We start from the raw sequence: 13,722 nt of genomic DNA on the forward strand, positions 1-13,722 counted from the left end.
GTTAATCCAAAAGAAAAGTTTTTAATTGCTCGTAAGTTGAAATTTTAACGGCTAGTTTTTCTTTATCCATAACATTTAAAATTTGTTTAGGAAGTTCTATATTTTCTTTAATAATATTTTCTACAATATCTAAAAATTTAGTTGGGTGAGCGGTCTCTAAAAACACACAATAATCATTAGGATGTTGCTTTAAATAGTCTTTACAAGCTAAAAAACCAACGGCACCATGTGGGTCTGCAATATAATTGTAGTCATGGTAAAGTTCTTTTATAGCACGTATAGTTTCTGCATCAGAATAACTATAACCACTCATGTTTTTAGACAATGTTTTAAAATTGTTATGATGTAATTCTTGAATACGCACAAAATTACTTGGATCGCCAACATCCATAGCATTACTAATTGTTTGGATTGATGGTTTTGGAGTGTAATCCTGAGTATGTAAATATTGCGTAACAATATTATTAGCATTATTGGCGGCTATAAAATGTTTTATAGGCAAGCCTAAACGTTGTGCCATCATACCTGCGCAAATATTTCCAAAATTTCCACTGGGTACCGAAAACACAAGGTTATTATGTGTTTTGTGTAACTGTTGGTAAGCAAACATAAAGTAAAACATTTGTGGTAACCAACGAGCTACATTTATGGAGTTTGCCGAGGTAAGTTGTATTTTGTTGGTGATAGACTGATCTAAAAAAGCCCGTTTTACCATAGCTTGACAATCATCAAATGTACCATCAACTTCTAATGCTTTAATATTTTTTTTAAGTGTTGTTAATTGCTTTTCTTGAATATCGCTTACTTTTCCGCTAGGGTATAAAATAACCACATTAACGCCTTCTACACCTAAAAAACCATTAGCAACCGCACCGCCAGTATCGCCCGAAGTGGCTACTAAAACAGTAACTTCATGATTGTTTCCTTGATTAAAATAGCCTAAGCATCTTGCCATAAATCTTGCACCAACATCTTTAAATGCCATAGTTGGACCATGAAAAAGCTCTAATGTAGCAATGTTATCGGTTATTTCTTCAATAGGAAAATTAAATGATAATGTGTCCTCTGTAATATTTTTTAAGACATCTTCAGGAATATCAGGTGATGTAAATTGTTTTATGGTTTCAAAAGCAATTTCAGGATACGACATGGTATCAATATCCTTAAAAAAAGAATCGGGGAGTGGTGTAATATGTTCCGGAAAATATAAACCTTTATCTGGTGCAAGTCCTTTTATTACGGCATCTTTAAAGCTCGTTTTTGGAGCTTGATTATTTAAAGAATAATATGTCATGATATTGTTTTTATACCTTGAGAGTTAATTTTTGACACATAGATTTTAAAATCTATAGTTGTGTTTTTATAAACGTTTTGAAAAGCTTTGGCCACTTGTTTGGCTTTGATTTCTCCTTGAGAAAGTGCAAAAATAGATGGGCCAGAACCCGAAATCCCTACTCCTAAAGCACCAGATTGTATCGCCAAGCTTTTAGCTTCATCAAAATACGGAATAAGTTGCTTTCTGTGTGGCTCTACAATATTGTCTTCCAACGAACGGCTAATTAAATTATAATCCAACGTATGTAATCCATGAACTAAACTACCAACATTTGCCCATTGGGCAATCCCTTTTTTAAGAGGAATGGTTTTTGGCAATAAAGCTCTTGCTTCCGAAGTTTTTACTTCAATTTGTGGATGCACAATTGTTGCATAAAGTTCTTTAGGTGTTGGTAATTCTAAAATTTCCAGAGGATTTAAGCTTTTAACTAAGGTGAAACCACCAAAAAGTCCAGGAGCAATATTATCGGCATGTTCGTTGCCACTTGCAACAGCTTCTCCTTTCATGGCAAAAGCGGTTAGTTGTTTTTTGTTAAAGGGATTTCCAAGCAGTTCGTTAATGGCAAAAACGGTTCCTGAAGCACTTGCCGAACTACTACCGATACCACTTCCTGGTTTAATACGTTTACAGATTTCAATATCGAACCCAAAAGTAACTTGTGCCGCTTTTAAAATGGCCAATCCAGCAACACCAGCAACGTTTTTTTCTGGATTTAAAGGAAGTTTGTAGCCTTCAATTTTACTAATTGTAATGCCTTTTGATTTTGTTTTCCTAATAATCATGTCATCACCTACAGAGTCTAGGCAAAACCCAAGAACATCAAAGCCACAAGAAACATTGGCTACTGTTGCTGGCGAAAATATTTTTATAGTATCCATATTAGTCGTTTCCAATTCGTATAATATCAGCAAATAACCCAGAAGCTGTAACATCTGCACCAGCCCCAGCCCCTTTAATAATCATAGGTTGCTCTACATAGCGTTTCGTGTAAAACATCACAATGTTATCTTTACCTTCTAAGTTGTAAAAAGGATGACCTTGCGGTATTTCTTTAAGTCCTACGCTTGCTTTTCCATTATTAAATTCGGCGACATATTTCAATTTACAACCATTTTTTTTAGCTGAAGCAAATAATTTTTGAAAGTGTGCTTCATCATCGATTAAGGTATTGTAAAAGTCTTCAACAGTGTTGCTTTCCAGATTCTTTTTTGTAAGAAATGATGTGTTTGTAATATCTTCCAATTCCATAGTAGAGCCACTTTCTCTGGCTAAAATCAATATTTTTCTCGCTACGTCAACACCACTTAAATCAATCCTTGGATCCGGTTCTGTGTATCCTTCTTTTTGGGCTTGCTTAACAACATCATGAAACTTTGTTGTATCGTTAAAATGATTAAACACAAAATTTAAGCTTCCAGATAAAACCGCTTGAACTGAGATAATTTTGTCGCCAGATGCAATAAGATTATTTAGCGTATCTATAACAGGTAGTCCAGCGCCTACATTAGTTTCAAATAAAAACGGCGCGTTATATTTTCTAGATAAATATTTTAGCTCTTTATAGGTGTTAAAGGTGTCTGAACACGCAATTTTATTACACGCCACAACGGCAATGCTTTCTTTTAAATATTTTGAATACAGATTGGCTACATCTCCATTGGCTGTAATATCAACAAAAATGCTATTGCGTTTATTTAAGGCCTTTGTTTGGTTAAAAAAACCGTTTAATGAAGCAGGTTTTCCTTGTTTTAGAAACGCTTTCCATTTTTTAAGAGGAATACCTTCAGCATCAAAAACCATGGTTCTAGAGTTTGATAAGCCAATCACACGCAAATTAATTTTTAAGGTATCTTTTAAGTATTTTTGTTGTTGTTTTATTTGTTCAACAAGGCGTTCTCCCACGTTTCCTACACCAGTTATAAAAACATTAAGTTGTTTTGTTTTTACCTCAAAAAAGGCTTCGTGTAAGGTATTTAAAGCTTTTTTAACATCGTGTTTTGTAATTACAGCAGAAATATTTTTTTCTGAAGCTCCTTGTGCAATGGCTCTTACATTAATATTATTCTTTCCTAATGCACTAAACATTTTTCCGCTAATACCTTGGTGGTTTTTCATGTTGTCACCAATAAGAGCTATAATAGCTAAATCATTTTCAATTAAAATAGGGTTAATTTTATGTTGTGAGATTTCGTATGTAAAGTTTGAATCGATAATGGTTTTGGCTAATTCAGCTTCCTCGGAATTAACACCAAAACAAATAGAATGTTCTGATGAGGCTTGTGTAATAAAAACAACATTAATTTTATGGTTTGCAAGCGTTTCAAAAAGACGTTTAGAAAATCCCGGAATACCAATCATGCCACTACCTTCTAAGGTTAATAACGATATATTATCTACATTACTAATGCCACGAACAGATAATTTATTACTTGTATATGATGTAGTAATTTGAGTGCCTTTTGCTTCCGGTTTTAAGGTGTTTTTAATAACCAAAGGAATGCCCTTATCTAATATAGGTTGTATGGTTGGTGGATATAGTACTTTGGCGCCAAAATGAGACAACTCCATAGCTTCTTGATATGATAAAAGTGCAATTGGGTAGGCTTGTTTAACAAGTTTAGGATTAGCAGTGTACATACCGCTTACATCGGTCCAAATTTCAAGTTGTTTAACATGTAATGCAGCCGCAACAATAGCTGCTGTAAAATCCGATCCGCCACGACCAAGTGTTGTAATGTCGCCTAAAGTTGATTTAGAAATAAAACCTGGTAAAACAGTAATGGTTTCTTTAGCATCTTTAAAGTACAATTGTATGCTATTATAGGTAATATCATAATTGACTTCGGCTTTAGTAAAGTTTGAATTGGTAACAATTAAATCTTGACTGTTTTTTCGTTTTGCTTTTAAATGGCGTGATTTTAAAGCTTCGGTAATAATAAAAGACGATAAAAGTTCACCAAAACTAACCAGTTTGTCAGATGTTTTAGGCGATAGCTCGTTTATTAAATAAATGCCATCTAACAAGCTTTTAAGGTTGTTTAGCTTTGTTTGTAATTTATCTAAAATATCTTGTGGTGTATTTGGAATAAGCTCAGATAAGATATCAAAATGAATGTCTTTAATATCATTGAAATTAGAGATATAGGCATCGTTTTTCAACTGGGCACTGTATCCGCACGCCAATAATTTATCAGTAATACCTCCTATGGCAGAAACCACAGCAATTACGTTTTGTTTTTTAGAATATTGCTCTATAATATCAATAACTTTATTGATGTTTTTTGCAGAACCTACAGATGTTCCACCAAATTTTAATACGTTCATTTTTAAATGACTTAAAAGGTTATTTTTTATGAAAAAACGTGTTTTAAAAACACTATATAACGGGAGAGAAATAATAGTACACAACCCTAACGGGTTGTAATAATAGCTGTAGAAATAATTGTTGTATAGCCCATTAGGTTACTAAAAATAGTAGCCGTTGTTACGTTGTTATTTGTTACCTTCGTGAGCATATACAAATCAAATGTATTGTTTTAAGTTTAATAAAAAAACTGTTTGTATATTTTTATAGATTTAACAAAAAACACAACAAGTTTTTAATAAAAATGAAAATTTTATCAAAAGAACAGGTTTATGAAGGCGATAAACTAACAGCCGAACGCCAAAACATAGCTTCTACCGATTTAATGGAACGGGCAGGAACGCAAATTTTTAATTGGTTACATGTAAGAATGCAAGGGGCACAAGTGCCTATACACGTTTTTTGTGGTATTGGTAATAATGGCGGCGATGGTTTAGTTATAGCAAGACACCTTGTAACGCATGGCTATCATGTAAAAACCTATATTGTTAATTATAGCGATAAGCGCTCCAAGGACTTTTTAATTAATTACGATAGAATAAAACAACGTACAAAAGATTGGCCTGTTTTATTAGATGAAGAGAGCGAAATACCAACTATCGCTTCGGAAGATATTATAGTAGATGCTGTTTTTGGAATAGGATTAAACAGACCAGCAGCTAACTGGGTTAAAACACTTTTTCAACATTTTAGAAAATCTAAAGCGTTTACGTTGGCTGTAGATATTCCATCAGGATTATATACCGATAAAGTTCCAGAAGACGAGCATGGGGTAGTTTGGGCAGGTCATACATTAAGTTTTCAATCGCCAAAACTGGTTTTCTTTTTACCAGATACAGCAAAATATACTACCCAATGGGAGGTTTTAGATATTGGTATTGATGTGCAATACCTTTATCAAATTAATACACAAGCCAATTTAATAGGGAAACACGAAGTATTAACGTGGTATAAACCTAGAGAGAAATTTTCGCATAAAGGTAGTTTTGGTCATGCTTTAATTATTGGTGGAAGCTACGGTAAAATAGGTGCGGTTAATTTAGCTAGTCATTCTACTTTATCTTGTGGAGCTGGATTAGTTACCACTTATGTGCCAAAATGTGGTTATTTGCCATTGCAAACAGCAGTGCCAGAAGTTATGGTGTTAACAGACGATAGTGAACACTATATTTCTAATATTGAGTTTAATATTACCCCAACAGTTATAGGTTTGGGAATGGGTATGGGAACTCACGAAACGTCATTAAAAGCATTTGAAAGTTTTTTAAACAGTAATAAAACCCCTTTAGTTATTGATGCCGATGGTATTAACTTACTTTCAAAAAATAATGATTTACTAGATTTATTACCAAAACAAACTATTTTAACACCACATCCGAAAGAATTGGAACGTTTAATAGGTAGTTGGAACGATGATTTTGATAAGCTTAAAAAAGTATCCGTACTCTCAAAAAAACACGATATTATTATTGTAATTAAAGGTGCTAATACGATTACGGTTTATCATGAAAACTACTACGTAAATTCAACAGGAAACCCAGGTTTAGCAACAGCTGGAACAGGAGATGTTTTAATAGGTGTTATAACAGGATTAAGGGCACAAGGCTACGATGCGCTTATTGCGGCAATTTTTGGCGTGTATTTGCATGGGAAGTCTGCCGATTTGCAAGTTGAAAATTATGCGTATCAAAGCATGCTTGCAAGACATATTATTGATGGTTTAGGATTAGCGTATTTAGATTTATTTAAGCAACCCGAAGAACCAGAGCAAGAAGCCCAAGAGCAACAACAATAAAAAAAGCCACTTTTTAGAAAGTGGCTTTTCAAGTTTTATGTCGGTTTTTCTAGATGTTTAATTCGTTAAATAACTTAATTAAAGCATCGCTAGAAGGTCTTGGTGCATCTGGCGATACAATATTTCCATCAGGATCGATTAAAATAAATCTAGGAATACCGTTAATCTTGTAATTTTGAACAAACTCTGATTGCCAGTTTTTGTCGGAAATTAATTGTATTCCGCCTAATTCTTTTTCTTCAACCATATTAGACCACTTTTCTTTAGCTTTTTCCATACTTCCGCCACCAGAACGTTTAGCATCATCAATAGAAATGCTTACAAATTCAATATTTTTATCGTGGTATTTTTTCTCAACCTCTTTTAAATATGGGATTTCTGCTTTACAAGGGCCACACCAAGTTGCCCAAACATCAATGTAAACATATTTTCCTTTTAAATCACTTAACGATGTGGTGCCACCAGCATGATTTTCATAATTTTCAAAAACAGGAGAAGGGCTACCTTTAGGAAGTTCTTTTTTTAAGGTTATTTTACTAAGTAAATAGCCTTGATACGATTTTAACATAGGTTCTACATTTTTTAATGCATTTTCTGTAATTGTAGAATCTATTTTAGTGTTAGATTTATAAAAAGTGGTTAATTCACTTTTAATAGTGTTTAGTTCATTAACAAGCGCTGTAGAGTCTTCTAGTTTACTTAACTCATCGATATTTAATAGGTCTTCTTCTTTTAGGCTTTTTTGTGCTAAAAAGTTACTGTGTTCGGCACCTTCGCCAGTATATTTTACCGTTTCATCAAACATTTTAGTGTCGATGGTCATGCTAATATCAAAGCCATTTTTTAGGAAGATATCTGTACTTTCTGCACCATCAAAAAGATTATAAATACCGGTGTCCAGTTTAAGGGTGTCGCTAAATGTGCCATCTTCGTTAACAGCAATGGTTTTAGAATATGTACGACTTCTTACAACAAGTGAGTCGGAATTTTTATTAGTTATTGTACCAGAGAATGATACATAGTCTTTTGGTTTTTCTTCAACTTTATTGCAAGAAACTGCAGCTAAAGCTAACAATAGAAGTGGTAATCTTTTCATGAATAAAAATTTAGGTTTCACCAAAAATAATCAGAAATTGATATAATTAGAGATTTTTAAGGAATAATTATTATTTCTTGGATTTCTTGATGTGATTGTTGAATTTTGCACTCTATTTTAAAAAATCATGAATAATATACACTATATATCGTCCAATCCAATCGATTTAAAAACAATTTTTGAAATCGTTTCTGAGCATAAATTAATAGAGCTTTCAGAGGAATCTGTAAATAAAATTTCTACTTGTAGAGCCTATCTAAATAACAAGTTGAAATCTCAAAAAACACCTATTTATGGTATTAACACAGGATTTGGGTCGTTATACAATGTAAAAATTTCAGAAGATAAATTAACCGAACTTCAAGAAAATCTTATGATGTCTCACGCTTGTGGTACGGGAGAACGTGTTCCAAGTGAGGTTGTTAAATTAATGCTGTTGCTAAAAATACAGTCATTAAGTTACGGCCATAGTGGTGTGCAGTTAGATACTGTAAAACGCTTGGTAGATTTTTACAACAACGATGTGCTTCCCATTGTTTATACAAAAGGATCTTTGGGGGCTTCTGGCGATTTAGCACCTTTAGCACATTTAGCATTACCATTAATAGGTAGAGGAGAAGTTATGTTTGAAGGTAAGGAGTATAATGCCTCAGATGTTTTAAAGACGTTTAATTGGGAACCTATAAAATTACAGTCTAAAGAAGGTTTAGCCTTATTAAATGGGACGCAATTTATGAGTGCCTATGGAATAAAATCTTTAATAGAAGCCTACAGGTTATCTTACTTTGCCGATTTAATAGGAAGTATGTCTTTAGATGCTTTTGATGGTAGAATAGAGCCATTTAACGAATTAGTACATTTGGTAAGACCACATAATGGACAATTGAAAACAGCCGAAAGAATTCGGGAATTTTTAAGTGATAGCGAGTTAATCACTCAAGAAAAGCAGCATGTACAAGACCCTTATTCTTTTAGATGTATGCCACAAGTACATGGCGCAACAAAAGATGCGTTAAATTTTGTAGAAAAAACATTTATAACAGAAATAAATTCGGTGACAGATAACCCCAATATTTTTGTAAATGAAGATGAAATCATTTCTGGCGGAAATTTCCATGGGCAACCTTTAGCACTAGCTTTCGATTATTTAAAAGTAGCTATGGCCGAGCTTGGAAATATTTCAGAGCGAAGAACGTTTCAGTTGGTTTCTGGGTTACGCGACTTACCTGTGTTTTTGGTAGACAATCCTGGGTTAAATTCAGGATTTATGATACCACAATATACAGCTGCTAGTATTGTAAGTGCTAACAAACAATTGGCTACACCAGCATCGATAGATAGTATAGTGTCTAGTAACGGTCAAGAGGATCATGTAAGTATGGGAGCTAATGCTGCTGTTCAAGCTTTAGAATTACTTAATAATTTAAAACAAATTTTAGCTATTGAATTGTTTAACGCTTCTCAAGCCATACAATTTAGAGCACCAAAAAAATCATCTTCTTTAATAGAATCGTTATTACAAGTTTATAGGGAAACGGTTGATTTTGTGTCTAACGATAGAGAGCTTTATAAAGATATAAAATTAAGTGTAGACTTTTTAGAGCATTTAACAATCGATACAGACGAAGTGTTTAATTAATACCTTTTATTTTAGGAAGATACGCCGTTTTATTGCCCCATTTTATAGCGCTATTTAAGTTGTTAAATACCTGAAAAGGTAAGTCGATAAACAGTTTTTCAACTTCGGTATTATCAATAATTGTAGTGTTGCTGTATACAACAGCAAAACCAACTAGGTTTTTAATATTAGACATATTAGGATAAATAAGAGGGTTAACCGAATACGCCTTTTTTCTTAAAGAAATGTAAACAAAGTTTTTTTCTTTAAATTGTTTTTGTGCTATTGTTGTAAGAATTTGATAAGATTCTGTAGAGACATTAATACCTTCATTAAGAATGGAGATCATACAAGATTCTTGAATGATTACAGTCCCGTAAGCATGTATGATTTTTTTATTTGACACCAATTAAAGTTATGCAATTTTTTGCAAAAATAAAACTCTCGTTATTATCGAGAGACTTTGCAGTAATAAAAGACATTTAAGCTATGGTTAACTTTTGGTTATTCGTCAAATCATACACTTTATAGCAATACAAGGCTTAAATTCTGTAAAAATGTTAATCATAGATTAATTAATTCTATGGTAAATAAGAAAGGCTGTTTTTCTTAAGAATGTATTTCATCGATATAATTTGTTTGACTTTTAACACTTTATCGGTTCAATCGAACGATTTGACCAAAAAACATAAAAAAACTTGGTTTGAGAGTACAGTTATATATTTTTGTTACTATTAATTTTGTGCGAATACACTTAATTAACTCCCAACATCTACTCCCTTAACAATTTCTTTTGTTAACCTTTTTAATTGATTAATAGCAGCATCCCCAAATTTACTCATCTCTTGCATTTGCAGGTGTTATGTGTATTAAGCGATTATTAATTAATTTTTAATGTTATGTCATTGAACAATTCTACCTTTCTTCTTTCGAAGAATAGCAATTCAGTTTTTGTATTGCTTAAACATTGTTGGTTTAATAACTTATTTAAGCCAATTAAACAGCTGGTTACTTTAGCTGTTATTATGAGCTTTTTCCTTATAGGAAATCATGCATTTTCTCAAATCATTGTTGAATCTGGAACAATTTCTGCCGGATTTGGTGTTGATGCCGATGTGCAAACAGATGGCACATGGCGCATTTATGAAAATGGAAATTTATTAGACCCTAATTCTGGTTCATCAGACGACTGGTTTCAAAATGACCCGTTGTTTTCTGGTGGCTCTGGACTTGGTGTAATAGATCAAACTTATTCACCCCCTTCTGGTAATGTAGAGTGGGAACCTAGAGTAGGTATGTCCCAAGATATATTCTATGTCGATCCAAATGGAAGACGTTGGCTAGACGGTGTATTCTTTCGTGATACACATTGGGCACAAAGTGAAGATGATTTAAACATCTTTAAAACGGGTTCAAATAAAAATGCCGATAATCCTTCAACATGGAATGTTATTGAAGGCTCTAATCCAGCTAAAAATGATATTATCGATGTTATGGCTCACTTAAGAAGAGAAGGAGCCGATTTTAATACACCTCTTTGGACGTTTATTGGTGCATCAACAAGATCTGATGATGGATCATCTTACCTTGATTTTGAATTATACCGTACAGATTTGCAATATAGTGTAGCAACTGGCTTAACAGGTGTTGGGCCTGATGGCGGACATACATCATGGCAATTCGATGCCAACGGTAATATTACGGCATTAGGCGATGTCATTATTTCCTTAAATTTCGAAAATGGGGGAATTAACATAGATGGTCATATTTATCTATGGGTACATCCTAGTGATTTGCCTAACGGAAGTATACTTGCAGCTAATGCAGCTCTTGATAGCAATCCATATATTAAATTTCGTTTTGTTGAAGGAGGCAATGGACAGGCTGTTTTTGAATCTGGAGACGGAGCAAATGGTTATGGTTATGCAGAGATTGAGTTAAAAACAGAAGGAACCACAGTAGCTTTTGCTTCAATTAATGGAGAAAATGAAACTGTAAATCCAAACATATCTGGAGATACACCTACTGGACCATGGAATACGTTATTTGGGCCTCAAGCAAACACAGAAAATGTGTATTCTCAAAATTCTTTTGTAGAGTTTGGCTTGAACCTTACAGAAATAGGGTTAGATCAATCAACCGTTTTAGGAGCAGATTGCGATAATTTATTTGGTCGTGTTGTTGTAAAAACACGTTCGTCTGCATCTTTTACGTCTGAATTAAAAGATATTGCTGGCCCATTCGATTTTGGAGATACTCCATCAATAGATGTTACTATTGCTGGCGAAGATATTCCTTGTGGAGCAGAACCAGATCCAGTTACACTAGAAGCTAATCCTTTATTTGCATGTGATTTATGTGAGTATCAATGGTATATAGGTGATCCTGAAAATGGCGGAACTGAAATAGAAGGTGCAACTAACTCAACTTTAGAAGTTACAACTCCTGGAGTTTATGGGGTACAACTTGCAGCTCCTGGTTTAGGTGGTCCTGGAACAGGATGTCTAACGTATGATGTCTATGAAGTAGGCGTAGAAATACCAGAACCACTTTATGTAAATTGTCCTGAACCAGAAAATATAAATGTTTGTGCAACACAAGATGTTATTGATAATGCTTTATCAACATGGTTTGAAACATTTTCAGTAGAAGGTGGTGAATTACCTTACCAAACAGAAATTTGGACAGCAGATGGCGAAGAAATAGACCCAGAAACTTATGTGTTACCTGAATTTGATTCATGTACTGGTGGAAGTGTTGAAATTAGCTTAACTGTAATAGATCGTTGCGATCAAGAAGAAACTTGTACATCTACATTCATTGTTCTTCCTGATGATGTTGCACCAACAGGTACAGCGCCAGAAGGTGAAGCTAATCATAACGGATGTATGGCCGATGCCGAGAGTGAATTACCATTCGATGCTGATGCTGTCGCGTTAAACTACACAGATGACTGTAACGATGTTACCGTAAATCTAACAGATACAACAGTAACAGGAACAGACTGTGCATGGACATTAACTTACACATACGAAGTTGTAGACAACTGTGGTAATGCCTTAGAAGGTGAGGAGTTAATCCATAACGGAAGCGATCAAGACGCACCAACAGGCACAGCGCCAGAAGGAGAAGCTAATCATAACGGATGTATGGCTGATGCCGAGAGTGAATTACCATTCGATGCTGATGCTGTCGCGTTAAACTACACAGATGACTGTAACGATGTTACCGTAAATCTAACAGATACAACAGTAACAGGAACAGATTGCGAGTGGACATTAACTTACACATACGAAGTTGTAGACAACTGTGGTAACGCCTTAGAAGGTGAGGAGTTAATCCATAATGGTAGTGATCAAACAGATCCTGAAATTGTTCTTCCTGAAATAGAAACAACATTATGTAATGATGATTTCCCAGAAACATTATCGGCAACTTGGACAGATAACTGTGCTGCTGGTGGAACATTAGTAGTGTCTGGAAGCAACTTCATTCAAGGAGATTGCGTTCAATATCAAGATTATGTGTTAACAGCAACTGATAATTGTGGTAACTCTGTAACAGAAACTATTACTATAGAAAGATATTATGATAAGTATGATCAATGTGAAACAGCTTTTGGAGCCGATCCAAATGGAAATAGTAATTGCTTTATAAACGATGGATTCTCACGTTGGGGATGGTATAATCACTACGAGGAAGAAGGTGTTTATGTTGTAGATTTATTTGCTGGTGCAGCACATTGTGATACTGCTAATGGTACTCATGTAGGTACTGCTGAAATAGCATACTTAAATGGAGAAGTTACTGTAACATATACAATGAATAGTTCTGGAGATAACTGGTATAACTTTGTTATGAATGAAGCTCATGTATATGTAGGTTGCGGAGAATATCCTCAATTAAATGGAGAAGATACTGTTGCTCCTGGTCAATATACTGTAGTGGCTGATAATTTAAATCATGTTACAGAATATACAGTAGGACCTATTGCAGCTTCGGGACCAATAAATGTTATTGTACATGCCGTAACTTGTGAGGTAGTTTGTCATTGTTCACCATGGACTACTGGAGAGTTTATTCCGGATGCAGGTAGCTATGAGGCAATAGATTGTGCTCCTGATGAGAGTGGTGATGATAGTGTTAGAGATTTATCTTTATCAAATGATATTAACTTTACCGCTTATCCTGTACCATTTGATGAAGTAGTGAATATTTCTTACAAGTTTGATTACAATACTGATGTAACTATTGAAGTTTATGATATTAAGGGTGCTTTAGTTAAGAGCATTAGTAATAAAAACTATATGGCTAATACATCTGGTATAACTAAGATTGATCTTAGCAGAGCAGATGATCAAATGTACTTTGTGAGATTAACAACTAATAAAGGAGTCTTTACTAAGAAGATAGTATCCTCTAGTCCAGAAAGACGATAATAATTAGTATTGTTTAAATAGATGAAGAGCGATTGTTATAACAATCGCTCTTCTTTTTTTATAGAGAATGTAGA

Annotated in this window: 8 protein-coding genes; 3 read left to right on the forward strand and 5 right to left on the reverse strand. The window is 34.0% G+C overall.

The window, feature by feature from the left end; translation table 11 throughout:
* Nucleotide 1: 1 nt before the first annotated feature.
* Genes thrC through thrA form a run of 3 tightly spaced genes read right to left on the reverse strand, consistent with a single transcriptional unit; the run spans nucleotide 2 to nucleotide 4,660 of the window.
* Nucleotides 2–1,294 carry a threonine synthase gene (gene thrC, locus EJA19_RS10865; RefSeq protein ID WP_125468400.1) on the reverse strand — a complete coding sequence of 431 codons (1,293 nt, stop codon included), beginning with the start codon at nucleotides 1,292–1,294 and terminating at the stop codon, nucleotides 2–4.
* Nucleotides 1,291–2,214, reverse strand: coding sequence for a homoserine kinase (locus tag EJA19_RS10870; RefSeq protein WP_125468401.1), 924 nt, complete (start codon nucleotides 2,212–2,214; stop codon nucleotides 1,291–1,293). Before EJA19_RS10870 ends, thrC begins: the two co-directional genes overlap by 4 nt.
* Before the next feature lies 1 nt (nucleotide 2,215).
* Nucleotides 2,216–4,660 carry a bifunctional aspartate kinase/homoserine dehydrogenase I gene (gene thrA, locus EJA19_RS10875; protein ID WP_125468402.1) on the reverse strand — a complete coding sequence of 815 codons (2,445 nt, stop codon included), beginning with the start codon at nucleotides 4,658–4,660 and terminating at the stop codon, nucleotides 2,216–2,218.
* A 284-nt stretch (nucleotides 4,661–4,944) separates the two neighbouring features.
* On the opposite strand from thrA, the gene EJA19_RS10880 reads away from it, so the two are divergent.
* Nucleotides 4,945–6,495 (forward strand): NAD(P)H-hydrate dehydratase, encoded by a 1,551-nt coding sequence (locus EJA19_RS10880; protein WP_125468403.1) that lies wholly within the window; start codon nucleotides 4,945–4,947, stop codon nucleotides 6,493–6,495.
* A 49-nt stretch (nucleotides 6,496–6,544) separates the two neighbouring features.
* Here the strand turns inward: EJA19_RS10880 and EJA19_RS10885 are convergent, their stop codons facing one another.
* Entirely contained in the window at nucleotides 6,545–7,591 is a 1,047-nt protein-coding gene (locus EJA19_RS10885; RefSeq protein WP_125468404.1) for a TlpA family protein disulfide reductase, read from the reverse strand.
* Nucleotides 7,592–7,718: 127 nt separating this feature from the next.
* Here EJA19_RS10885 and hutH point away from each other — a divergent pair, with 127 nt between their 5' ends.
* On the forward strand, nucleotides 7,719–9,230 hold the full coding sequence (hutH, locus tag EJA19_RS10890; protein ID WP_125468405.1) for a histidine ammonia-lyase: 1,512 nt from the start codon (nucleotides 7,719–7,721) through the stop codon (nucleotides 9,228–9,230).
* On the opposite strand, the gene EJA19_RS10895 is transcribed toward hutH, so the two are convergent.
* Nucleotides 9,223–9,615, reverse strand: a complete 393-nt coding sequence (locus EJA19_RS10895) for a hypothetical protein (RefSeq protein WP_206075174.1) — start codon at nucleotides 9,613–9,615, stop codon at nucleotides 9,223–9,225. The two genes, hutH and EJA19_RS10895, sit on opposite strands and share 8 nt — an antisense overlap.
* Before the next feature lie 619 nt (nucleotides 9,616–10,234).
* Here EJA19_RS10895 and EJA19_RS10900 point away from each other — a divergent pair.
* Nucleotides 10,235–13,648 carry a T9SS type A sorting domain-containing protein gene (locus EJA19_RS10900; RefSeq protein ID WP_158611378.1) on the forward strand — a complete coding sequence of 1,138 codons (3,414 nt, stop codon included), beginning with the start codon at nucleotides 10,235–10,237 and terminating at the stop codon, nucleotides 13,646–13,648.
* The last annotated feature ends 74 nt before the right edge of the window (nucleotides 13,649–13,722 follow it).

Origin of the sequence: Mangrovimonas spongiae (assembly GCF_003944795.1) — a bacterium.
In the GTDB taxonomy this organism is placed as follows: domain Bacteria; phylum Bacteroidota; class Bacteroidia; order Flavobacteriales; family Flavobacteriaceae; genus Mangrovimonas; species Mangrovimonas spongiae.

What these genes read in the sequence shown, in the direction of transcription:
- EJA19_RS10880 (WP_125468403.1), top strand. Translation starts at nt 4,945, where the DNA reads ATGAAAATTTTATCAAAAGAACAGGTTTATGAAGGCGATAAACTAACA.
- EJA19_RS10885 (WP_125468404.1), bottom strand. Translation starts at nt 7,591, where the DNA reads ATGAAAAGATTACCACTTCTATTGTTAGCTTTAGCTGCAGTTTCTTGC.
- thrA (WP_125468402.1), bottom strand. Translation starts at nt 4,660, where the DNA reads ATGAACGTATTAAAATTTGGTGGAACATCTGTAGGTTCTGCAAAAAAC.
- hutH (WP_125468405.1), top strand. Translation starts at nt 7,719, where the DNA reads ATGAATAATATACACTATATATCGTCCAATCCAATCGATTTAAAAACA.
- EJA19_RS10870 (WP_125468401.1), bottom strand. Translation starts at nt 2,214, where the DNA reads ATGGATACTATAAAAATATTTTCGCCAGCAACAGTAGCCAATGTTTCT.
- EJA19_RS10900 (WP_158611378.1), top strand. Translation starts at nt 10,235, where the DNA reads ATGAGCTTTTTCCTTATAGGAAATCATGCATTTTCTCAAATCATTGTT.
- thrC (WP_125468400.1), bottom strand. Translation starts at nt 1,294, where the DNA reads ATGACATATTATTCTTTAAATAATCAAGCTCCAAAAACGAGCTTTAAA.